18 protein-coding genes and 1 pseudogene are annotated in these 22,812 nt (G+C 63.4%); 13 read left to right on the forward strand and 6 right to left on the reverse strand.

Features of this window, described 5'->3' with window-relative positions:
- The first annotated feature begins 251 nt into the window (after window positions 1-251).
- A complete protein-coding gene (locus ACQGNJ_RS00195) occupies window positions 252-1,445 on the forward strand; it encodes a class I SAM-dependent methyltransferase (RefSeq protein WP_426687230.1) in 1,194 nt (397 codons plus the stop codon).
- 8 nt (window positions 1,446-1,453) lie between these two features.
- Complete coding sequence (locus ACQGNJ_RS00200; protein WP_426687231.1) at window positions 1,454-1,864, forward strand: VanZ family protein; 411 nt, start codon at window positions 1,454-1,456, stop codon at window positions 1,862-1,864.
- Here the strand turns inward: ACQGNJ_RS00200 and ACQGNJ_RS00205 are convergent.
- Together ACQGNJ_RS00205 and ACQGNJ_RS00210 are read right to left on the reverse strand one after the other, a co-directional pair.
- Entirely contained in the window at window positions 1,841-4,033 is a 2,193-nt protein-coding gene (locus ACQGNJ_RS00205; protein ID WP_426687232.1) for an LTA synthase family protein, read from the reverse strand. The genes ACQGNJ_RS00200 and ACQGNJ_RS00205 overlap by 24 nt on opposite strands.
- A gap of 70 nt (window positions 4,034-4,103) precedes the next feature.
- Window positions 4,104-5,339 carry a multifunctional CCA addition/repair protein gene (locus ACQGNJ_RS00210; RefSeq protein ID WP_426687233.1) on the reverse strand — a complete coding sequence of 412 codons (1,236 nt, stop codon included), beginning with the start codon at window positions 5,337-5,339 and terminating at the stop codon, window positions 4,104-4,106.
- A gap of 154 nt (window positions 5,340-5,493) precedes the next feature.
- Here ACQGNJ_RS00210 and ACQGNJ_RS00215 point away from each other — a divergent pair, with 154 nt between their 5' ends.
- The 5 genes and pseudogenes from ACQGNJ_RS00215 to ACQGNJ_RS00235 all read left to right on the forward strand — a co-directional run.
- Window positions 5,494-6,507 carry a hypothetical protein gene (locus tag ACQGNJ_RS00215; protein ID WP_426687234.1) on the forward strand — a complete coding sequence of 338 codons (1,014 nt, stop codon included), beginning with the start codon at window positions 5,494-5,496 and terminating at the stop codon, window positions 6,505-6,507.
- Between the two features lie 25 nt (window positions 6,508-6,532).
- Entirely contained in the window at window positions 6,533-10,459 is a 3,927-nt protein-coding gene (locus ACQGNJ_RS00220) for an RHS repeat domain-containing protein (protein WP_426687235.1), read from the forward strand.
- Complete coding sequence (locus tag ACQGNJ_RS00225; protein ID WP_426687236.1) at window positions 10,446-10,832, forward strand: hypothetical protein; 387 nt, start codon at window positions 10,446-10,448, stop codon at window positions 10,830-10,832. The genes ACQGNJ_RS00220 and ACQGNJ_RS00225 overlap by 14 nt, the downstream gene beginning before the upstream one ends.
- Window positions 10,833-11,147: 315 nt before the next feature.
- The gene (gene tnpB, locus ACQGNJ_RS00230) at window positions 11,148-11,429 is read left to right on the forward strand and encodes an IS66 family insertion sequence element accessory protein TnpB (RefSeq protein ID WP_426687237.1); all 282 of its coding nucleotides are present in this window, start codon (window positions 11,148-11,150) and stop codon (window positions 11,427-11,429) included.
- A gap of 604 nt (window positions 11,430-12,033) precedes the next feature.
- Window positions 12,034-12,324 (forward strand): annotated as a pseudogene (locus ACQGNJ_RS00235) (RHS repeat-associated core domain-containing protein); the annotation flags it as partial.
- Window positions 12,325-12,414: 90 nt separating this feature from the next.
- On the opposite strand, the gene ACQGNJ_RS00240 reads toward ACQGNJ_RS00235, so the two are convergent.
- Entirely contained in the window at window positions 12,415-12,723 is a 309-nt protein-coding gene (locus ACQGNJ_RS00240; protein WP_426687283.1) for a hypothetical protein, read from the reverse strand.
- A 185-nt stretch (window positions 12,724-12,908) separates the two neighbouring features.
- Here ACQGNJ_RS00240 and ACQGNJ_RS00245 point away from each other — a divergent pair, with 185 nt between their 5' ends.
- The 5 genes from ACQGNJ_RS00245 to ACQGNJ_RS00265 all read left to right on the forward strand — a co-directional run bounded on the left by ACQGNJ_RS00245 (window position 12,909) and on the right by ACQGNJ_RS00265 (window position 16,321).
- On the forward strand, window positions 12,909-13,385 hold the full coding sequence (locus ACQGNJ_RS00245) for a hypothetical protein (protein ID WP_426687238.1): 477 nt from the start codon (window positions 12,909-12,911) through the stop codon (window positions 13,383-13,385).
- Between the two features lie 298 nt (window positions 13,386-13,683).
- On the forward strand, window positions 13,684-14,397 hold the full coding sequence (locus ACQGNJ_RS00250; protein WP_426687239.1) for a transposase: 714 nt from the start codon (window positions 13,684-13,686) through the stop codon (window positions 14,395-14,397).
- A 60-nt stretch (window positions 14,398-14,457) separates the two neighbouring features.
- The gene (locus ACQGNJ_RS00255) at window positions 14,458-15,285 is read left to right on the forward strand and encodes an RHS repeat domain-containing protein (RefSeq protein WP_426687279.1); all 828 of its coding nucleotides are present in this window, start codon (window positions 14,458-14,460) and stop codon (window positions 15,283-15,285) included.
- Window positions 15,282-15,668 (forward strand): Imm44 family immunity protein, encoded by a 387-nt coding sequence (locus tag ACQGNJ_RS00260; RefSeq protein WP_426687240.1) that lies wholly within the window; start codon window positions 15,282-15,284, stop codon window positions 15,666-15,668. Before ACQGNJ_RS00255 ends, ACQGNJ_RS00260 begins: the two co-directional genes overlap by 4 nt.
- 389 nt (window positions 15,669-16,057) lie before the next feature.
- The gene (locus tag ACQGNJ_RS00265) at window positions 16,058-16,321 is read left to right on the forward strand and encodes a hypothetical protein (RefSeq protein ID WP_426687241.1); all 264 of its coding nucleotides are present in this window, start codon (window positions 16,058-16,060) and stop codon (window positions 16,319-16,321) included.
- Window positions 16,322-16,359: 38 nt separating this feature from the next.
- On the opposite strand, the gene ACQGNJ_RS00270 is transcribed toward ACQGNJ_RS00265, so the two are convergent.
- Entirely contained in the window at window positions 16,360-17,976 is a 1,617-nt protein-coding gene (locus tag ACQGNJ_RS00270; protein WP_426687242.1) for a tetratricopeptide repeat-containing sulfotransferase family protein, read from the reverse strand.
- Between the two features lie 210 nt (window positions 17,977-18,186).
- On the opposite strand from ACQGNJ_RS00270, the gene ACQGNJ_RS00275 reads away from it, so the two are divergent.
- On the forward strand, window positions 18,187-19,782 hold the full coding sequence (locus ACQGNJ_RS00275; RefSeq protein WP_426687243.1) for a tetratricopeptide repeat-containing sulfotransferase family protein: 1,596 nt from the start codon (window positions 18,187-18,189) through the stop codon (window positions 19,780-19,782).
- A 13-nt stretch (window positions 19,783-19,795) separates the two neighbouring features.
- Here ACQGNJ_RS00275 and ACQGNJ_RS00280 read toward each other — a convergent pair whose 3' ends face one another.
- Window positions 19,796-20,734: a complex I NDUFA9 subunit family protein gene (locus ACQGNJ_RS00280; protein ID WP_426687244.1), complete on the reverse strand. Its 939-nt coding sequence runs from the start codon at window positions 20,732-20,734 to the stop codon at window positions 19,796-19,798.
- A 38-nt stretch (window positions 20,735-20,772) separates the two neighbouring features.
- Complete coding sequence (locus ACQGNJ_RS00285; RefSeq protein ID WP_426687245.1) at window positions 20,773-22,803, reverse strand: transglycosylase SLT domain-containing protein; 2,031 nt, start codon at window positions 22,801-22,803, stop codon at window positions 20,773-20,775.
- Window positions 22,804-22,812 lie beyond the last annotated feature (9 nt).

Consider the following 22,812-nt stretch of genomic DNA (forward strand, 5'->3'; position numbering starts at 1 on the left):
TGGGCTGTGCGGGTTGTCGCAAGGCGCCCCCCCGCGGGGGCGGTCACCTGGGGGGGTGTGGGCTGTGCGGGGGGGGGGGGGGCCCGGGCCTGGGGGGGGGGGGCCGGGTTGGGGGGCCGGCGGGGGGGGGGTTCCGTTGGTTTGCTTGGGGCTTGGGGCGGGGGGGGCGGGTGTTGGGCGGGGGGGCCAACCCCCCGGGTCCGGCGGCGTCATCCGTTATCCTTGCGGCGCTGAAATCCAGAGCCGCAAGCATGAAAAGCCGTTTACCCGAAGCCAGCGCCGACGAGCGCGCCCACTCCGACCACCTGCTGCAACTGCTGCGCGAGCAGATCGCCTCGCACGGGCCGATGCCGTTCGCGCAATACATGGAGCGCTGCCTGTATGCGCCGGGGCTGGGCTACTACAGCGCCGGCCGCACCAAGTTCGGCGCGGCCGGCGATTTCGTCACCGCGCCGGAACTCGGCGAGCTGTTCGCCGGTTGCGTGGTCAACGCGATACAGCCGGTGCTGGCGATGCTGGGCGAGGCGGCCGACTTTCTCGAATTGGGCGGTGGCAGCGGCGCCTTCGCCGAGTCCGCGCTGAAGGCGCTGGCGGCCAGCGGCACCTTGCCGCGGAAGTATCTGATCCTCGAACCCAGCGCCGACCTGCGCGAGCGCCAGCGCGAACGGCTGCGGGCCAACCTGTCGGCTGCACTCAACGCCCGCGTCGAATGGCTGGATCGTCCGCCCGGGCAGGACTGGCGCGGTGTGCTGTTTGCCAACGAGGTGATCGACGCGCTGCCGGCCACCCGCTTCACCACGCGCGCTGGCGAGGTCTACGAGGAGTACGTGATGCTGGACGGCGAAGGTCGCCTGAAGCGCAGCGACCGTCCGGCCGATGCCTTGGTGTCCGGCGCCGTGCGCCATGTCGAGCGTGATCTCGGTACCGACTTTGTCGACGGCTACCGCTCGGAAATCCTGCCGCAACTGCCGTACTGGATCCAGGCCGTGGCCGGCTCGCTGACGGCCGGCGTGATGCTGTTCATCGACTACGGCTACGTGCGCCGCGAGTTCTACCTGCCCGAACGCGACGACGGCACCCTGATGGCGCATTACCGCCACCACGCGCACAACGATCCGTTGTACCTGCCGGGCTTGAACGACCTCACCGCGTCGGTCGATTTCACCGCGCTGGCCGAGGCCGGCAACAGCGCCGGTTTCGGCGTGGCGGCGTATCTGCCACAAGCGCAGTTCCTGATCGGCGCCGGCCTGCAGCAGGTGTTCGAGGACGCCCACGCGCACGCCGCCGACGAACATGCCCGCTACCGGCTTTCCCAGCAGGTGAAGCGCTTGATGCTGCCTGACCAGATGGGCGAGCGCTTCCAGACGATGTTGCTGGCACGCGGACTGGAGGCCTTGCCACTGCCCGCCGAGTTGATGGCGGCCGACCAGGGTGGCCGGCTTTGAGCGGAGCCTTGTGGGTTCAGCCGTCCAGACGGCTGCGCTGGCACAGCGCCTGGGTGCTGCTGGGCGCGTTGATCATGGGCTGGACACTGTGGATGGCGCTGACGCCGGACCCGGGCATCACGCTGGCGTTTCCGTATGGCGACAAGCTGCTGCACGCGACCACTTTCACCTGCCTGATGGGCTGGTGGGGCAACGTCTACGATGGGCGCCGCCCGCGTGGCTGGGCGGCGCTGGGTTGTCTGGCGTTCGGCATCTTCATCGAATGCGCGCAGTGGCTGGATCCCCCACGCGACGCCGATGCCTTCGACGTGCTGGCCGACGGCACCGGCATTCTCATGGCGCTGCTGTTGCTGCGCACGCCGCTCGCCAGGGTGCTGGCGAGCGTGGAAGCTTTTTCAGTGAACCGCCACGGGCGTTGACGCGGCCGAACTGGCAGGCGCGGGAACCGAGCCGGCCGGAGCGGGCAAGGGCTGCACTGGCGTCGCATCGGCCGGCCGGTGCACCAGCTGGCCGCGCTTGAACAGCTCGCTGGCGACCTGGTAGTAGGCCACCGCGTCGGTGATCTCCGAAGGCTGCTGCGGCTCGATCGGGGTGGCATCGCCGGTGGCATAGTCCGGCTTCATCTGTTCCAGCTTGCGCTGCGGTTCCAGCACGGTGAGCACATCGTCATGCAGGTAGCCAAGCTTCTCGTAGGTGGCCGGGAACGCGCGCTCGCGCCCCGCTTCCAGCTGGAACAGGTCGTAGCCGAAGAAGCGCGTGCGGTAGCTGAAGTTGAGCAGGCCGAGCACGGTGGGAGGAATGTCGACCTGGCTCATCAGCCGCGTCACGCGCTGCGCCGGGATGTGCTTCGGCGCGTAGATCCACAGCGGGATGTGATAGCGGTTGATCGGCACGCTGGTCTTGCCCGCGCTGGAGGCGCAGTGGTCGGCGGTGATCACGAAGATGGTGTCGTCGAAATAGGATTTCTCCCGCGCGCGGCGGATGAAGTCGCCGATCGACCAGTCGGTATACGCCACCGCGCCCTCGCGGGTGCCGTTGGCCTGCTTCACCCGGCCTGTGGGGAAGGTGAACGGGCGATGGTTCGAGGTGGTCATGATGTGCAGGAAGAACGGCTTGCCGGAGGCCGCGATCTGGTCCATCTGGCCAAGCGCCAGCGTGTACAGGTCCTCGTCGGCCACGCCCCACACGTTTTCGCCATGAATCGTGGCGCTCTTCGGAATGTCGCGCCGGTCCACCGCGCGGTAGCCGTTGCTGCCGAAGAACTGGTTCATGTTGTCGAACTCGCCGTAACCGCCGTAGACGAAGTCGGACTGGTAGCCGCGCGCATTGAAGATATCGGCCAGCGAGAACAGGTTTTCGTTGTTGGGTGCCTTCACCAGCGAATCGCCGGGGGTCGGCGGCACCGACAACGCCAGCGCCTCCAGTCCGCGCACGGTGCGCGTGCCGTTGGCGTAGAGGTTGTCGAAGAACAGGCTGTGGTCGACCAGCGAGTCCAGATAGGGGGTGATCTTCTGCGGGTTGCCGAAGGTGCCCAGGTAATCGCCGGACAGGCTTTCGACGCTGATCAGCACCACGTTGAGGCGCTTCTCCGGACCGCTGCGGCGGATCTCGCGGGTGAGGTCGTGCGGGTCGCTGCTGACGTAGCTGGCTTCGGGTGTTTTAAGCATGTCGCGTACGCGCTGGAAAGCTTCGTCATCGGGCAGCGTGCGATAGAACTTCGCGTAGTCGAGGTGGCTGCTGCGGAACGCATTGAAGAACTGGTAGATGCCGTTGCCGGCCAGCTCGTTGACGTAATTGTTGGCGGTGCGATCCTTCATGCCGCCGTTGACCGCGGCCACCGAAACCACGGTCAGCAGCAGCCACAGCAACACCACCTTGCCGCGCTGCCAGAAGCGGCTGCCGTCGTCGCGCGTGCGCAGGGCGCGGCGGCCGAACGCAAACACCACCAGTGCGAGCACCGCCAGCAAGATCACCCACAGGCCGATCGGGTACGACTCGCGGATATTGCCGATCACCTCGGTGGTGTAGACCAGATAGTCCACCGCGATGAAATTGAAGCGCACGCTGAACTCATTCCAGAACACCAGTTCCGAAGCACCCACGAACAGCAGGCCATAGATCAGCAGCAGGGCGAACACATACAGCACCCACTGGCCGACGCGCGAGGTGTAGGTGAAGGCAGTCAGCGGCAGCACGAACAGGAACGGCAGCAGCACCGGCCAGGTCTGCTTGAGACTGGCGTGGTAATGCAGGTGCAGGGCGCCGATGCAGAGCGCACAGGCCAGCGTCATGGCAACCGCGTAGATCAGCCAGCGCAGCAGCGGCGCCATGCGCCCGGAGCGGGTCGGCACGATCCACAGGAACAGCACCAGCGGCCACGCCACGTAGATGAAGGTGACCACGTCGTAGAACAGGCCCACGCCGAAGGCGTAGGCCAGGTTGAACGCGTTGTGCGTCACTTCGGCGCCGGACATCACCAGCAGGACCACGCGGGTGACGAAGGTGATCGCGAGGTAGGTGATCGCCAGCCACAGCAGCGGACGGAAACGCTGGCGCAAGGGGGGGGGCGGGTTGAAGGCGCTCGACACGGGCAACTCCGGAAAAGGTGGGCCACAGCCGCCCGCAAGGGGCGAAATCATCCGGCCTTTATACCGCGGATCAGCCTGGCGAAGAGTTTGCTTTCCGTTTCGCGATGGCATCCAGCCGCGCAATTTCCATGGCCTTGCCGATCGCCGGGCCGGTCAGGCCCTGTGCGACGAAGTCGGCCGCGTCGATCGCAGCGGCGGCATCCCGCGCGTTGCGAAAATGGTCAGCCTGCGGATAGGCATCGTCGCCGTGACCCAGCCGCCCGCGCTTGTCCGCTGCGCACGCCGCCAGGAACAACTCCAGCCGCGCCGGCCGGCGCAGCGCATCGGTCGCGCTGAGCAGCCGCAACACCGTGGTCGGCTTCAGTTCGAACGCGCGGTGCACATTCAGATGCTCGCGGCAGACCAGTTCGGCCAGTGCGGCGTGCTCCGTGGGTACCTTCAGGCGTGCGGCCAGGGCGCGCAGCGGTGCCACGCCGCGATGCTCGTGACCGATGTGACGTGGCAGTTCATCCGGCGGGGTCAGCGCCTTGCCGAGGTCGTGCGTCAACGCACAGAAGCCCACCACGTCGTTGCCCGGGGCAAGCTGCGCGGCGGCATCCAGCACCATCTCCACATGCACGCCGGTGTCGATCTCCGGATGGAACTCCGCGCGCTGCGGCACGCCGTACAGCGCATCCACTTCCGGAAACAGCACTGCCAGCGCACCGCAATCGCGCAGCACGCGCACGAACGCCGACGGCTGCGCCTCGCCCAGCGCCTTGCGCGTTTCCGCCCATACCCGTTCGGGCACCAGGTGGTCGACCTCGCCATCGGCCACCATCTGCCGCATCAGGACCATCGTTTCGTCGGCCACGGTGAAGCCGAGCGGGGCGAAGCGCGCGGCAAACCGCGCCACCCGCAGCACCCGCACCGGATCTTCCACGAAGGCCGGCGACACGTGCCGCAGCACGCGCGCTTCGATGTCCGCCACGCCATGGTAGGGATCGGTCAGCACGCCGTGCTCGTCCTCGGCGATCGCATTGATGGTGAGGTCGCGCCGCGCCAGATCCTGTTCCAGCGTCACCGTGGCATCGGCCTGGAACACGAAGCCGTGATAGCCGCGCCCGTTCTTGCGCTCGGTCCGCGCCAGCGCATATTCCTCACCCGTGTCGGGGTGCAGGAACACTGGGAAATCCTTGCCCACAGGCTTGTAACCCAGCGCCAGCAATTCGTCCGGCAGCGCGCCGACCACCACACGGTCATGGTCGACCACCGGACGCTTCAACAATTTGTCGCGGACCGCGCCGCCGACCAGATAGATGTGCATGGCGGGATGATGCCACGCACTCACATTGCGTCGGTGAATCGTGTCGGCGGCATGAATTCGCTTGTCGCAGGAACCTGCTCGTTGACAGCCGGCGATGGCGAGGCGGAGTCTTGCCCCGATCCCGCGCTTCAAGCCGGGCACAGGGGAAAACGGAATGCGCAACACTCGGCAAGGGATCTGCCTGTGGGCAGTGGCGTTGTTTGCGTTGGCCAACGTGGCCCACGCCCAGTCAACGGTGTTCACCCCCGAAGACGAATACAAGAAACTCATCCGGGTCAACGAGGATATCCAGCCGCTGGGTGAGCATCCGTTCGGCGAGAACATCAGCCTCTACGACGGCAGCCTGTCGTTCCAGCAAACCGATGCAAGCTTGAGCGGTGACGGTCCGGCGCTGGAGTTCAGTCGCAAATTCCAGACCGAAGGTTATGCTGCCCGACTCGAGCGCGCCGAGTATGCATTCGGCGACTGGTCAATCGAGTTGCCGCATCTGGAGACCTTTACCGGCAGCGGCTACACATACACCAGTAGTGGTTGGCGCACCGTATCAGGCTGGCAGGTGAATGCCGCGACGACCGCGGGTGCCAATGCCCGCTGCAGCCAGTTCGCTCCCCCGCCGGACATTTCCGAGCACACGGGTGACGCGGCGCTCGTGCCTTGGACCCCGGATGCCTGGTGGAAGGGCTATCACCTGGTCATGCCGGGGGGTGGTGGTGAGGACTTGCTGGCCAATCTGGATGTGGGAAGTCAAGGGACCTATCCCGTGGTCACCAAGAACCATTGGCGCTTCAGTTGCCTGGCCGCGACGGCCAACGGCGAGCCGGGCGAGGGCTTCCTCGCGCAGGCCCCTGACGGCACCAGATACTGGTTCAATCAACTGGTCTACCGCTACGCGCCGACGATGTCGCGTCCGCTTTACGAGGATTCCGTGGGCGTCCGCTTCCCGCGCGACGGGTTTCTGGACCATCTCTTTACTCTCCCCGCCGACCCGGTGGCTGACCTGCTCGGTCTGCTGAGTGGGTCCTCGGAAGCCCACGCGGCGCCAACGACCAACCTGCTGAACCGGAAAACCGCGCTGATGCTGGTCACCTCGCATCGAGGACCGCTTCGGCAACGCCCTGACCTACAGTTACGACGCCAATGGCAACCTGACCGGCATCACGGCCAGTGATGGACGCACCCTGACGGTGCAATACGTGAGTGGAACGCCACGCATCCATAGCGTCACCCTGCAACCCGCCGCCGGTGCCGCCGCACGCATCTGGACGTACGCGTACAGCACGGACGGCACCTCTCTCACCGCCGTGACCTTGCCTGACGGCAGCCAGTGGCACTACGACCTTGTCAATTTCGATTCGGCGAGTCTGAGCGCTGCATCAGGAGGCACTTGCACCACGCTCAGCGTGCCGGCCAACCTCAATCCGACCAGTGGTACGGTAACCCATCCCTCCGGCCTGACCGGGGTCTTCACCATCAGGCCCGTCAAGCATGGGCGCTCCTACGTGCCACGCGAATGCAGGGGCATGGCCAACGGCGATCCGCTGACGCAGTCCAGCTACGCCGCCATACCGGATGCCTGGTACGGATTCACGGTGACCGAGCGAACACTGTCGGGCGCCGGCGTGGCCGCCGCGACGTGGTCCTACAACTACTCGCCCGCTCACGAAAGCTGGGACGATTGCGGCAGCGGCTGTCCGACGACCGTCACCACCGACGTGATCAATCCGGATGGCAGCACCCAGCGAAACACTTTCAGCAACCGGTACGACTACACCGAAAGTCAGCTGTTGCGGACGGACTACTACACGGGCGCGGCAACCAGCTCCACGCTGCTGCGCTCGGAGATCAGCAGCTACGCCCCGCCTGGCACCGCGCCATTGCCTGCAAGCGCTGGAGGCAATCTGCAGGATTGGGTCAATTGGGATCAGACGAGCCGGTATTCGCCACTCAACCAGCGGGTGATTGAGCAGGACGGCGACAGGTACACCTGGCAGGCGGAGTCGTTCGACGTCTACGCCCAAGTCACCCAGACCAAACGCTTCAACTCGATCACCTCAAGCTACCTTGAAGAAACCACCTCCTATCTCAACGACACCAGCCTATGGGTTCTGGGGCTGCCACTGCAGGTGACCAATGTCACCAACGCTGGCAGCCCTGAGATCGACAGCCTCAACACCTACGACCCCGGCAACGACACGCTGCTGACGCGCGCCCGCTTCGGCCAGACGCTGATGCACTACACCTTCAACAGCGCCGGTCAGCTGGTCAGCTTCACCGACGGCAACAGCCACACCACCACGCTGGGCAGCTACAAGCGCGGCATCCCGCAGGCGATCGGCTATCCGGATGGCACCAGCGAGTCGCTGACGGTCGACGACTTCGGCCAGATCAGCGCGATCACCGATCAGGCCGGGCATACCACCAGCTACGGCTACGATCCGGCAGGCCGCATCACCCAGGTCAGCTATCCCGCCGGCGACGAAGTGGCCTGGTACCCCACCCACTTCACCTACGATTTCGTGGCCAGTGCCGAACGCGGTATCGCCGCCAACCACTGGCGCCGCACCGTCACCACCGGCAACGCCTCCACCGTTACCTACTTCGACGCGATGCTGCGCCCGCTGCTCAGCGACACCTCGATCATCGGCGCGGCCGGCTCCGATACCAGCACGGCCAACGGCTATGACGCCAAAGGGCAGACAATCTTCAGTTCGTACCCGGTGGCAGGCACCCCGGCGCTGTCCGCCATCACCAGCGGTACGCATCACGTCTATGACGCCCTGGGCCGGCCTACCCAGAGCACCCAGGATTCCGAACTCGGCCCGTTGACCAGCCTGACTGCCTACCTGTCCGGCGCACGCCGCCAGGTCACCGATCCCAAGGGCAACGTCACCACCACCAGCTACCAGGTGTTCGATGAACCCGGTGGCGACGCCGTCATCAAGGTGCAGGCGCCGGCCGGCATCACCCAGACCATCGCCCGTGACCTCTATGGTAATCCGCTGTCGATCACCCAATCCGGCTTGTACGGCACCGAAAACGAAAGCGTCACCAAGACGCTGAGCTACGACATCTACCACCGCCTGTGCCGCAGCACCGAACCGGAAAGCGGCAGCACGGTGATGCACTACGACGCGGCCAACAACCTGGACTGGAGCGCGACCGGGCTGGCCATCACCGGCAGCGGCTGTGGTCAGGATCAGGTGGCAGCCGATGTGAAAACCGCGCGTACCTACGACGCCATGAACCGGGTGCTCACGATCTCGCCGCCGACGGGTACGCAAGGCACCGTGTACACCTACGATGCACTGGGTCAGCTCAAGACGACCATTTCGGGCATCGCGATCCAGGGCTACGACTACAATTTCCGCGGCATGGTTACCAGGGAGGTGCTCTGGCTTCCCGGCAACAACCTGGCTTGGGGCCTCGGCTACGCTCACGATGCCTACGGCCACCTTTCCGCCATCGGCTACCCCGGCAGTCCCGCCGAAGGCGTCGCTTACGCACCCGATGCGCTGGGCCGCGCCACCCAGGCCGGCGGCTACGCCAGCGGCGTGCAGTATTACCCGGACGGCACGGCGCAGAGCTACATGCTGGGCAATGGCATCAGTGCCTTGATCCAGAAGAATGCGCGTCTGCTGCCGTCGGGCCTCAGCTATGCCCTTGGCGGTACGCAGCGACTGAACGAGGCCTACGTCTACGACAAGGATGCCAACCTCACTAGCGTCACCGACCTGGTCAACGGTCAGAACACGCAGACCCTGGGCTACGACGGGCTGAACCGGCTGACCTCGGCGATCGCGCCGAATGCGTGGGGTACCGAGGCGTATACCTACGACGCCCTCAACAATCTGCGCAGCAGGCAGGCCGCCGGGCTGGCGTTCTCTCTCAACTATGACGTCAATAACCGGCTTGCCACCATGAGCCTGCCAAACGGCGGCTTCTCCAATTACCAGTACGACGTCTACGGCAACCGAACCCATCAGAACGTGGTGTTCAGCTCGCTCTCGATGACGTACGACGCGAAGAACCAGTTGCTGGCGGTGCCGGGCGTGGCCAGCTACGCGTACGACGCGGCGGGGCGGCGGATCATGAAGACGCCCGCCGTGGGCGGCACCGCCGCGGCGACCTACTCGTTCTACAACCACGCCGGCCAATTGATGTTCGGCTACGACGCGGCCACCGCGCAGGGCACCAACTACATCTACCTCAACGGCAAGCTGATCGCGCGTCACAAGGGCAGCGCCGTCACCTACCTGCTGACCGACCGGCTCGGCAGCCCGGTACGCGAGGCCGACGCCAGCGGCAATGTCACGGCGAGTTTCAGCTACCGACCGTACGGGGGTCTGTACAGCGGGCCGAACCAGAGCCAGCCGGGGTTTACCGGGCATGTGAATGATCCGGAGACGGCGTTCACGTATATGCAGGCGCGGTATTACGATGCGGGGGCGGGGCACATGCTCAGCGTCGATCCGGTGGGGCCGACTCCGGGGGATGTGTTTGGGTTTAATCGGTATGCTTATGCCAATAACAACCCCATGCGGTTTACCGATCCGGATGGGCGGAAGTGCAGCACCGTGGATGGGAAGGACAGTTGCACATTTGATGGATTCAAAGACAAGAAGGGAAACACAATTTCGAGAGAGCAAGCCCTATCGAGCGGAAGCAAATTTGCTAAGTTTTTTCATGCCGACCGGGGAAGTCGTATCCTTGGCAAGGAAGCCGCGATGACAGCCAAATACTCTGCCGCCAAGAATCTCGCAGCGAAAGGTGGGTCAGTTACGATCAAAGGAAATGGAAAGCTTGGAATTCCTGATCAAACAGTATCCGCATCCACCATTGTTAGTCATATGGAGACAATTCAGACTATTGCAGTCAACTACTTGAAACCTGGGCATCCTGATACAATCGCCGACGTAAATGCCAACCCGACTGGGGCTCCTGCTGACGGTCCGATCACTTTTTACAGAGATGGCGCGGCCTCCACAAATTTTGGCCAGACTTTTGGGCACGAGATTCTTCATACAATATACTCTGGGGCCGGATTGCCCAATCGCGGTTGGGCTAACCCGTTATTCGATCATCAAATGCCTTTCAATGAGGCTTCAGATGCGATCCATTAATCGCCACTACTTTGAGCAGTTTTTGGGTCGCATGGGTTTGATTGTCGTAATCACAATCACTTTAGCTGTTGTGGGCTGCGCTTCTATGCCGCAGGTATTTAAGATGGAGCCAAGGTCGATTGCTAAGAGACTGGGATTGCCAAATTGCAGGGTGTCCGTTCCGTTGAGTCAGTCCGAAGTAATTGACGCGGTGAAGCGGTGGGATAACTATCCGAATCCGGAGAAAAATCAGGAGTGGATTGAGATAACTTCTAACCTTGTGCCGGGTGATCAGTTGCGCATGGTTTCTTGTAAAGTTGGGGATCCGTACTTTTACGCGATGATTCGCAATGATACGATTTTATTTAAATTTCATCCGGTGATTATAAATTAAGAATAACAATCCCATGCGCAAAAACGGTTCTAGGTTCACTTCCTGACGATCCATGAAGCAAAAGGCCCGCAGCGATGCGGGCCTTTTGCATGTCCGCCTGACACCTGTGCTGGCTGGTTATCGGATGAGGGCCAGTGCCTCACGCACGCTGACGATCGGGATACCCTGATAGCCGCCGATGTCGGACAGATCGAGATGAATCAAAGGGGACGGAGGTAATTAAATGCCGCCCTTTATTGTCGGTCGTCCCCGTGGCCGGCATGTTGGTAAGCGTCCGCCCACCACATCTTCCCTCGACCCTGCCACGCTGCTTCGATGCGCTCCAGTTTTCACGAGGGCGCAGCGATGGGCAGACGGGGCAAGGTTGGGGGTTTCGGACCGGCAGTGTGGGTGTGGTGGTTGGTCAGCGGCGCGGTGGATTTTCGCTGTGGCGCGGATCGATTGTTGGTGCATGTGCGTGAGGTGCTGGAGCGCGAGCCCTTGGACGGCTCGGCGTTCGTCTTCCGCAACCGCCGCGGTACGCGCCTGAAGGTGCTGGTGGTGGATGCGCAGGGCGTGTGGTTGGCGCAGCGGACTAAAGGGGACGTGGCTAATTAAGTCCGATCGCGTCTCTGCAGATCAAGTTCTTGGACGCTTTAATTGGCCACGTCGATGCGAAGAACCAGCTGCTGGCGGTGCCGGGCGTGGGCAGTTACGCCTACGATGCGGCGGGGCGGCGGATCATGAAGACGCCAGGGCAAAAGGGGGCACCATTTCGCCGTCCGGGTCAATAGGCACGCAAAAAACCGTCTCCGAGCTGCGTCGGAGATCATGATGTCCCGTCTTGCCGCTGACCACCAGCCGTTGTGTTTCATGCGGCGCCAAGATCGCGTCAGTCACCGTTCTGGTTAGGACCGCGTTAGCAGCCCTTGCTACTTGCCAAACACTCATCAGTCATCGCGGCTTCCGTCCAGGTGCACGTCGTGCGTGGCACAGGCTCACGGGCTCAAGGCCCGCCCCTTGGTGGCTCGGTCCGCGTGCGGTCTTGCGTACAACACGGGTGCCGACGGTCGCGACCTTTCAGAGTGACTGGCTCGAAGCCAAACCCCAGTTCCGGCCTGCGACCGTCAGCGTGATCAGCCAAAGGCGCGCGTGTGAATAATGTCTCTGCCCCCTTTTTCGACCCCTTTTTCGATGCAAGGGCAACACGGTCACCTACCTGCTGACCGACCGGCTCGGCAGCCCGGTGCGCGAGGCCGACGCCAGCGGCAATGTCACGGCGAGTTTCAGCTACCGACCGTACGGGGGTCTGTACAGCGGGCCGAACCAGAGCCAGCCGGGGTTTACCGGGCATGTGAATGATCCGGAGACGGCGTTCACGTATATGCAGACGCGGTATTACGATGCGGGGGCGGGGCACATGCTCAGCGTCGATCCGGTGGGGCCGACTCCGGGGGATGTGTTTGGGTTTAATCGGTATGCTTATGCCAATAACAACCCCATCGGAAACATCGATCCGGATGGGCGGTTGTCCAACCACACTAGCCCGCCGAGAGACTGCGGCGAAGAGCCTTGTGTTGATTCGCCACCGCCACCGCCTTGCTCAGCGTCCTGCATGGCTCAGCGATATACGTCTGATCATGGAGGAGGAACGCGCGCCGAGGCGATCGAAGGCGTAAGCCTTGAAGCTGCCGCCCGTGCCATGGCGCTGCGAGAGTTGTCGCGCGTTCATGGGGGCATGTGGAAGGGTAAGAACGGAAAGTGGAATTTGAACGGGTGGGGTGGCAATGGCGCAACTGGCGGCCGAAATGCCGTGAAGAAATCGGCGGAGCGTCTTAAGATAATAGGACGAGGGTTTTTCCTCGTTGGTACGGGTATCAGCGCGGTCCAAGGAGGAGCTGATATAGCTCATGGGGACTATGCTGGCGCAGAAAAGAGTGGTTTAGATATTGGAATGAGTACCCTTGGCGAGCTTGGCGGCCCACCCGGCTGGATAGCCGCCGGTGGTTACTTCGGAGTTGATGCAACCATAGGTTGGGGTCCATTACTCCAGGCGAATGAACAAATGATCTATCAAGATGCTCAGAACGGAGAGGCATGGACGCCCTATGGGGCGGTTCCAATTCAGGGCAGGCCATGAAAGGCAAGCTGATGAACTTGTTGGGATGGCCGTTCCGTAAGGTTTGGCGTGGCTATACCTACGTGTATTACCGTCTTTACGCATGGAACTTAGCGACTTGGGGCGAAAGCGACGTGCCGCAATTCAACGCCATGTACGTCGTGGCATCGGTTTCGTATGTCAATATTTTAGCGATAGCCACGTCGATCGCGGGTGTGACCGGCAAAAAATTGATCTATGGAGCGCCGAAATATCAGTTAGTAGCAATGATATTAGCTTGGGCGTTTGTTAATTACTGGGCACTGGTGCGTAACGGCAAGTACAAACGCATTGCAATGGGCTTTTCAAAGGAGCAACCGACAGCACGTACGCGGAACATGGTCTTCTGTTGGCTGTATGTGATCTTGTCGATAGTAGGTCTGGTTGTCTCGGCTCTTTTCTCTTCGCCTTTTTAGGGCCAAAGGAAGAAACAAAGGGGTAAAACAAAGACAACAAAGGAAACAAAGGGGTCACCATTTCGCCGTCCGTAGTCAATAGGCCTGCACTTGCTCTTCCCCGGCGATGCCGAAGAGTAGTTGCCCGTCTTGTCGCTGACCACCAGCCGCTGTGTTTCATGCGGCAGCCGGCAAAAGGGGTCAGCGGCAAAAGGGGTCAGAGACATTATCCGACGAGGAGTGGTGGTCTGAGCTGATGATGGGGCTTGGTTGGTGCTGCGAGGATGGGGGGGCAGTCAGAAGATGGCGGAAGGCCGTCATGCCACGTCAGCGCCGTCTGGACTTGCCCGGGGTTCCGCAACACGTCATCCAGCGCGGAAACAATCGCCAGCCGTGCTTCCTGCGCGTGCAGGACTACCGGTGCTACCTGAGTCAGCTCGGTGAGGCAGCGCTGGCACACGGTTGTCGAGTCCACGCCTATGTATTGATGACCAACCACGTGCACCTGCTGATGACGCCGGAGGTGACCGGCGCCGTCGCGCGAACGATGCAAGCTCTCGGTCGCCGCTATGTGGGTTACTTCAATGCGACCTATCGGCGCAGCGGCACGCTTTGGGAGGGGCGCTACAAGTCCTGCCTGATCGATAGTGAGCGCTATCTGCTCACTTGCTACCGCTACATCGAGCTCAACCCTGTGCGCGCCGCGATGGTGGAGGCGCCGAGCGACTACGCCTGGTCAAGCTACCGCGCCAACGCGGAGGGCGTGACCGACCGTCTCGTTCACCCGCACGACGAGTATGCTCGGTTGGGTGTGACAGTTGATGAGCGCTGCGCTGCCTATCGTGCCTTGTTCCTTGAAGCGATCGGGGAGAATCGAATGAGCGAGATTCGCGCTTACGTGCAACAGCAGCGTGCCCTGGGAACCAGCCGGTTTCAAGACGCCATTGAGGCAGAACTGCGACGCGTCGCGACGGCAAGGCCGCGAGGCTGGCCGCCAGGAAAGTCCCGAGCTCCCGGGATCGGTCGTGAATAATGTCTCTGCCCCCTTTTTCGACCCCTTTTTCGATGCAAGGGCAACACGGTCACCTACCTGCTGACCGACCGGCTCGGCAGCCCGGTACGCGAGGCCGACGCCAGCGGCAATGTCACGGCGAGTTTCAGCTACCGACCGTACGGGGGTCTGTACAGCGGGCCGAACCAGAGCCAGCCGGGGTTTACCGGGCATGTGAATGATCCGGAGACGGCGTTCACGTATATGCAGGCGCGGTATTACGATGCGGGGGCGGGGCACATGCTCAGCGTCGATCCGGTGGGGCCGGTGCCGGGGGATGTGTTTGGGTTCAATCGGTATGCTTATGCCAATAACAATCCGATCAACCACACCGATCCAACCGGGAAGTGCGTTGAAGATTTATGTATTGGTGAAGCAATTTTAGTTTATGAGGGAGTCGAGGCTTTAGTTGCTGCAGCTGAGGTGTCAGAGACAGCTGCAGCGGTAAGTGAAACTGCCGCAGCCACGACAGAAGTGGCTGCTACCGCGACGGAGGAAGTGGGCGATGCACTCGCTGAGTCGAGTGGTGAGGCAGCAGAATCGAGTGAAGCTGATGCAGGTTCTAGCACAGCCAAGACGCACGGAAGTAAATTGGATGACAAGCCTGCGGAGGGCTACTCTTTAAGAGATTCGGAAACAGGTGAAGTGCAGAAGTATGGTGAAACAACGCGTGGCGAACGGCGATTTAGCACACAAAAGAGATACTCGAAGAAATACATGAAGGAAAATAAAATAGATTATCAGAAGGAGGCTACTGGGACAAAAAAGGAGATGCATGAATGGCAGCATAAAAAAATAATTGGTTACAAAAAGTTAAACGGCCGCCGTCATCCAAAAAATAAAATGACTATTGAGGCTATTTGCGTATGAAATTATGGATAGGCGCAGAGCTTGAGGCGGATGTCGGTGATCAATTCAGAAATGCGAGAAAGAGTGTAGTCGACACGATTAACTCTTATATTGATTCCCGCAATTATGATTTAGGGGTGGAAAACTGGGACTGTATTGCCATAGTGCGAGACGACGATTGCTTTCCCGAGAAATTTGTTTTGAATAAAAAAAGTGGCGATATGGATTTCAGAATAAGGATTGATTATCTTAAATTCAAGCATGGAGATTCTTACGAGCAAAAACGCTTAATATTTCAAATGCTAGAAAAAAGTCTATTGGTGCTCGGGGGAAAGAATCATAATGACGGAGTCAGTGTGCTTTTGAGAGACATTAAGTCAATTTGGTTATCAATTGCAAAATAGAAAAATAAAAAACAAAGGGCCAGAGACATTTACTGTCGCGCAACATTGGGGTCCAACAAAGGGGTCGTCATTTCGCCGTCCGGGTCAATAGGCACGCAAAAAACCGTCTCTGAGCTGCGTCGGAGATCATGATGGTCCCGTCTTGCCGCTGACCACCAGCCGTTGTGTTTCATACGGCGCCAAGATCGCGCCAGTCACCGTTCTGGTTAGGACCGCGTTAGCAGCCCTTGCTACTTGCCAAACACTCATCAGTCATCGCGGATTCCGTCCAGGTGCATGTCGTGCGTGGCACAGGCTCACGTAGGCAAAAGGGTTCAGAGACATTATCCGACGAGGAGTGGTGGTCCGAGCTGATGATGGGGCTTGGTTCGGGCTGCGAGGATGGGGGAGTGGACACCCTGATTCATCCGCATCCGTCCTATCTGAGCCTTGGCGCCGACGAAAGCCAACGTCGTGAGGCCTACCGCGCACTCGTCGAGCAGGCCATCTCCACCGATGAGCTGGATGGTCTCCGGTTGCATCTGCAGCGTCAGCACGCTTATGAAACCGCGCGCTTCCGTACCGCGATCGAGGCCCAATTGTCCCGTCACGCAGGTCCCGCCAAAATCGGCAGGCCTAAAAGATCTGAACTACCCTCGGAAAGTGCACACTGACCTCTGTTTTGGACTTTGCCTCATTTGCAGTGGCCAGTTCAGGCACCCGCCGTTCGCATTCCCGCCGCCTGCAGCTTCGCCCGCAGCGCATCAAGTTTTTCGCCGTAGCGCGAACTACGCGCCGTATCCCGCCGCAACGGCTGCCTTACCTGCGCTGCGCTGATTGTCAGTACCGTGCGTGATGACTGGTGGAAGGCCAGGCACGCGGGATCGAACGGCAGTCCGCAGAAATCGAGCAGGCGGCGGATTTGGACTTCGGGGTTGGCCTGCAGCGCTTCGTAGTGGTGGTCGAAGCACTGTCCGGGATGGCGCCGCTGCCAGAGTTGGCACAGTCGCGCATAGCCGGCGTAGTAGGCGACGATATCGTCGAGGTCGTAGCTGTAATGGACGGACTGGTTGCCGAACAGCTGGCGATACAAGGCGAAGCAGGTTTCCAGCGGATCGCGGCGCGAATTCACCACGCGGGCGCCAGGCAGCATCGCCAGGGCGGCGCCGACGAAGGCCCAGTTGTCGACGTTCTTGTCGGTGAAGCGCAGGCGATGCTGCTGCCAGTGGCTGGTGCGGACCAGGTAGTCGTTGCCCAGGCGTTGCCAGTCCTCGGCAGTGGCCGCCGGCACCCATGCGGGAAACGGCTGTCCGCGGCGCGTGGATTCCTCATCGAGCAGCTGCGGCAGGGTGAGTATTTCATCGGCCCCTTCGACCTGCGGATGCGAGGCCAGGATCTGCTCGGTCAACGTGGAGCCCGAACGCGGCAGGCAGACGACGAAGATGACTTGCCTGCCCAGCGTGGGGTCCAGCGGCGTCGGCAACGGGTTGGCGAAGGCTTCGGCGATGGCGTCCACGCGGGCGCGCTCTTCGTCGCGACTCCAGTAGATGTTGCGCCGCTTCATGGCGTTGGCCTCGCCCAGCACTTCGAATGCCCGCGCATAGTCGCCGTGGTCTTCCAGCGCCTGCGCGAGGGTGAAGGCGAACAGCAGACGCGAGTCATCCGGCAGATCCGTGCGAGCGAGCTGCCTTTGCAACTGCGCGATATCGCTTGCGTCGAATGGCTCGACCTTCAGGTTGGCCAGGGCGAACCACGCGGTGGCGCAGTCGGGATGCTGGCGCAGGGTCTGCCGATGGGTCGCCACGGCGGCGGGTGTATCACCCAGGCTGGCGAGCACGGCTGCCAGCGTGTTGCGCGCCTGCAGGTAGCCCGGCTGGATGGTCAGGGCGCGCTGCAGGGCGTCGCGGGCGCGTTCCATGTGGGCGCAAAACTGCAGGCCCTTGCCAAGGTTGTACCAGGCCGAGGCCGATTCGGGCGTGAGTTCACAGCTGCGTTGCAGGTAGCCCAGGCCCGCGTCGGACTCGCCGGTCTCGATCAGTGCGCTGCCCAGATTCATGTTGAGCGTAGGGTCGTCGGGGCTGCCGGCCAGTGCGCGGCGCAGATGACCGATTGCCTTCGGCGCGTTGTTGCCCATCAGGGCGGCAATGCCGATGAGCCGGTGCACCTCGGTGGATTCCGGTGCCAGGGCCAGTGCGCGGGCCAGTGACGATTCGGCGATTTCCACCAGGCCGCGGCTCAGGGCCGCGCGTGCTTCGAGCAGATGCTGGATGGCGGCCGCCGAAAGCTCGGTGTGATCTAGCGAGTGGGGGGCTGCCGGATTGCCGGGCATGTTCAACGTTTCCTGGGTGAACAAGAACTCATGGTAGAAGAAGTTGCGCTGCCATCGTGGTGATTTCTGTCGACTGCCTTTGCTTCCATGGCCAACTGGTACGGCCGTTCATTGCCCCGACTCTTCGAGGGCTGTCCACCGAGCTCGCCGCTTCCAGATGTGGCTCCCCTCGCTTAAGCTGGCCGTCATGGGGTAGTCCGGGAAGCAAAGATGGCGGCAATGCAGGTTCATCCGCTGTTGCGCGACCGTGCCGTCGGTCTGCCGCCGGCGGCACGCCAGCGCTACGATGAAGCCACGATCGCGATGGCGCGGCGGGAGCTGGACGCGGCGGGTGCGGCGCTGAACGAGCTGCTGGCGCTGGCGCCCGACTTTGTCGAAGCACGGCGATTGCGTGGATTGGTGGCGCACATGCGCGGCGATCATGCCGAGGCCGTGGCGATCCTGCGCCAGGCGCTCGCCGCGAACCTCGACAACGCGCTGCTGCACATGAATCTGGGCATGTCGTTGTACAGCTGCGGCGAGTTTGCCGCCGCGTTTTCGTCGCTGCGGCGCGCCTGCGAACTGGCACCTGACTTCCCGCCGGCGTGGTTCAGCCTGGGCCGCGCGTTCCAGCGACAAGGGCGTTCGGCCGGTGCCATCACCGCCTTGCATCGCGCGGTGGATCTTGCGCCGGAGGATGCGGTGATGCGCAGCCTGCTGGCTGAGGCTCAGGCCAGCCTGGGCGCGGTGGCGGCCGCATGCACGAATTATCGCGAGGCGCTGCGGCACGAGCCCGATCACGCCGAGGCGTGGCTGGGGCTGGCGCGGCTGCAGTCCGAGCCTTTCAACGAGGACGACCTGTCCCGCCTGAAAGCCGCCATGCAACGTCCCGGGATCCTGCCGCAGGCACGCGTGATGCTGGGTTTCGCGCTGAGCCGATGTCTGGAGGATCGGCGTGAATACCATGTCGCATTCCGTACGCTGCGCAAGGCCAACGGACAAAAGCGAAAACAGCTGAGCTGGAACGCGGCGCTGGTATCCGCCCGGATCGGACGCATCCGGGCGGCGTTCGCTTCCCCGCCGCCGGAGCCGGAGGATCCGCAGCTGGGCGCGGAGGTGGTCTTCATTGCCGGCCTGCCACGCTCGGGCGGCGGCTTGTTGCGAAGGGTGCTGGCCGGTCACGCGCAGGTGGATGCGAGCGATCGGCCGCAACACCTGCGCGAGATCATCGAGGAGGAATCGAGGCGCCGACAGCAGGGGTTTCCGCAATGGACGATCGCGGCGACGGCGGCGGACTGGGCGCGACTTGGCCGGGATTACCTGGCACGCGCGGTCCGCGCGCAGGACGACAAGCACTGCTTCATCGACCAGAGCGATCAGGACTGGCACGTGATGGGCGCCGCGATGGCGATGTTGCCCGGCGCGCGCATGGTGGACTGCCGGCGCGATCCGCTGGAGAACTGCTTCAGCTGCTATCGGCAGTTGTTCGCAGACAACCACGAATTCAGCTACGACCTGGACGAGCTGGCCAGTTTCTGGCACGACTACGATGCACTCGCCGCGCACTGGCAGCAGCTCTATCCAGCACGGGTGTTCGTGCATGAGCATGAGTCGTTGCTGGCCGATCCACCGCTGCAGTTGCTGCGCTTGCTGCGCTTCCTCCAGCTCGATGAAGATCAGCGCTGTCTGGATGTCCATGTGAACCGACGCCCAGGCGGTGCGGGCAACGCGGCGCGGCTGCGCGAACCGTTGCGCTGGCGGGAACCGCGGGGGCCGGCCTATGCCGGCGAGCTGGACCGCCTGCGACTGTTGCTGGGGCTGCGCTGAAGCGCGCGGACGTTCAGCGGCGCAGCGCGCGCGCGGCGGCCAGCCGGCGCTGTCGCGGCGGTTCCTGCAGCAGCACCGGCAGCCACGGCGTCAGCGGCTGCGGCGTGATGCCGAGCGTGGCGTAACCGTCCACCCGGCCGACCGAATCGGTGCGCAGCGAACGGAAGTTGTCCAGCGAAAAGGGCTTGCCGGGCAGCAGTTCGGCGACGCGTGCCTGCAACTGCCCCAGGCTGTCGGGCAAGCCGATGATCGGCGTGCGCACACCGGCGGCGTCGCGGATCTTGCGCACGATCTCGCCCAGGCTGAGCACTTCGGGGCCGTACAACTCGAAGCTGCGCTGGCTGGACAGCGCGTCGTCCCCGACGCAACGCGCAATCGCCTCGCTCACGTCACCGACCCAGGTCGGTGCCATGCGCGACTTCGCGCGCGCCAGCGGCAGCGCGGGCAACTTGCGCAACAGCGACGCAAAGCGGCTGACCAGTCCGTCGCCAGCACCGAAGATCACGCTGGGCTGGTAGATCGTCCAGGCCAGGCCGGAAGCCCTGACCAGCGCTTCGGCTTCGCCACGCGTCTTCAGATACTGCGAAAGACCCTGGCCGGCCTTGAGCGAGCTCATCTGGTGCAGGCGGCGCACGCCGCTGTCGTTGCATGCGGCGATCAGGCGCCGGGTCAGTTCCACGTGCGCGCGCTGGAAGCTGTGCCGGCCGCCCTGGTTGAGGATGCCGACCAGGTTGATCGCCGCATCGGCCCCGACCAGATGCCGACGCAGCGTGTCGTCGTCGTAGATGTCGGCGCTGCGCAGACGGACCCCGGGCAATACACCCAGTTCGCGATGCAGTTCGCGATTGCGGCTGAGCAGCAGCATGCGGTGGCCGTCGGCGGCGAGTCGGGCGACCAGGTGCTGGCCGACGAAACCGGTGCCGCCGAGGATGACGAGTTGCTTTGCGGCCATGGGCGGAGTTCCTGGATGAAGCTGCGTAGAGATGGCGATCAGGGTGAAACGCTGGCGCTGCTGGCCGGTGTCGTCGGTGCCGGGCAGGTCACCGCACGGCGGGGCGTGCCGCTGCCCGGCAGCGTGTACGGCTGGCCGATCGCCGCCATCCGTGTGGCCAACGGCAGCACCGTGGCACCGTCCATTCGCCAGTCGTAGATCAGGCTGAAGGCCATCACGCGCGCCACGTACTCGCGTGTTTCCTTGTACGGAATGGTCGCCACGAACAGATCCGGCGCCAGCGTGCCGCGCGCGGCCAGCCACTGGTCGACCTTGTTCGGTCCGGCGTTGTAGGCGGCGCTGGCCAACCACGGCGAGCCATTGAAGCGCGCCGCCATCTGCGCCAGGTAGCGCGTGCCCAGCGCGATGTTGGTGACCGGGTCGTACAGGCTGTCGCCACCGGCCCAGTCCAGTCCGTTGCGGCTGGCCACCAGCGCGGCGGTGGTCGGCAACAACTGCATCAGGCCGCGCGCGTCGGCGCCGGAACGGGCGTCGCTCATCCACGCGCTTTCCGCGCGCAGGATGCCGTAGGCCCAGGCCGGTTCGATGCCGGCCTGCTCGGCCTGCGGCACCAGTCCGTCCTGGCTGGCCAGCGGGAAGCGCAGCGCATACAGGCGCAGCGCGTCGCCACTGCTCAGCGTGAACACGGCGCGGTCGTACCAGCCGCGACGATTGGCGATGTCGGCAGCTACGCGTTGCGTGGCGACGTCGCTGCCCTGCAGCGCCCGGTTCCATTCGCGGCGGGCCAGCTTCGGCAGGTCCACCGCGTACAACTCGAACGCCCGCAGCAGGCCCGGCATCGCCAGCAACTGCTGCTCGCGCTGCGGGTCGTCGGCCAGCGTCAGCGGACACAGCGCATACGGCTGGTCGAGTCGATCGGCGGCGAGAAAGCCGAAGAAGGTGGGCTGCCCGGCCTGGCTGGCGAACTGCTGCCGCGCCTCGTCCGCGCGACCCAGCGCCGCCAGCGCGCGGGCGCGGAAGTATTGCCATTCACCGTCCTGCTGCTGGCTGGCCGGCATCGCGTCGATGCCGGCCAGCACCGCGCTCCAGTCCTGCCGGGCCAGCGCCACGCGCACACGCCACTCGCGGGTGCTGTCGCTCTGCGCCGCTGCAGGCAGCGCGATCAGCCGGGCCAGCGCGTCGTCGTCGAAGTCGGTGGCATGGAACAGAGCCAGGGTGCGCACAATCCGGTTGCGCTGGGCTTCGCTCAGGCTGAAACGCGTCTGCAGTTGCTGCCACGCGGCGTCGGCGCTGTCGCTCTGGCGCCGGGCCAGTCGGGTCAGCGCCAGCGTGACGGCCTGGCGCTGGCGCGTACCGTCTGGCCAGGTCATCGCATCGGCAACAGCGGCCGCCGGATCACGCAGTGCGATGACCAGTTGCTGCGCCGTGGCCTGCTCACTGTCGGGCAGCCATCCGGCGAGGCTGGTGATGGTGCCGGCCTGGCCGGCATCGGCCGCGCGGTCGATGCGCGTCCAGAGGCGCGCGGTGGTCAGCAGGCCCTGGTCATGCGCCGCGGCCAGCACCGGATCGCAGGCATCGGGCAGGTTCGTGCGGGTCCACAGATCGGCCAGATCACGCTGGAAATCCAGCTTGTCGCCGCCGGCCAGGCGCGCCTGCAGTGCATCGCAGCTCAGTGCGTCGCCGAGGCCCGGCTGATACAACGCCAGAAAGCCGCTCCAGTCCTGCCGGCGCGCCAGTTCCAGCAGGAAGGCGCGGCGCAGGTCGGCGGCAGGGATCCAGTCGGGGTATTGCGCGAGATAGGCCTCGACGCTGGCGCGATCGATCTGCTGGATATCGTGTTGCAGCGCTGCCGCGGGCAGGTACGGATACAGCGGGTAGTCACGCAGGTTGCCGGCCAGCTGACGCCAGCCGTCGCCGCCTTGCTGGGCCGCCGCATACGCCTGCCTGAAGGCGGCGCGTTGCGCGGCATCCGGGCTCGCGGCGCGTGCATTCGAAGCGGCCAGCAGCCAGACGCTGGCGAGCGCGAGCCAGATCAGTGCGGTACGCCGCGACAAAGCGGAAACAGACATGGGAACTCC

Origin of the sequence: Rhodanobacter ginsengiterrae (genome assembly GCF_050026815.1) — a bacterium.
Taxonomy (GTDB): domain Bacteria; phylum Pseudomonadota; class Gammaproteobacteria; order Xanthomonadales; family Rhodanobacteraceae; genus Rhodanobacter; species Rhodanobacter ginsengiterrae.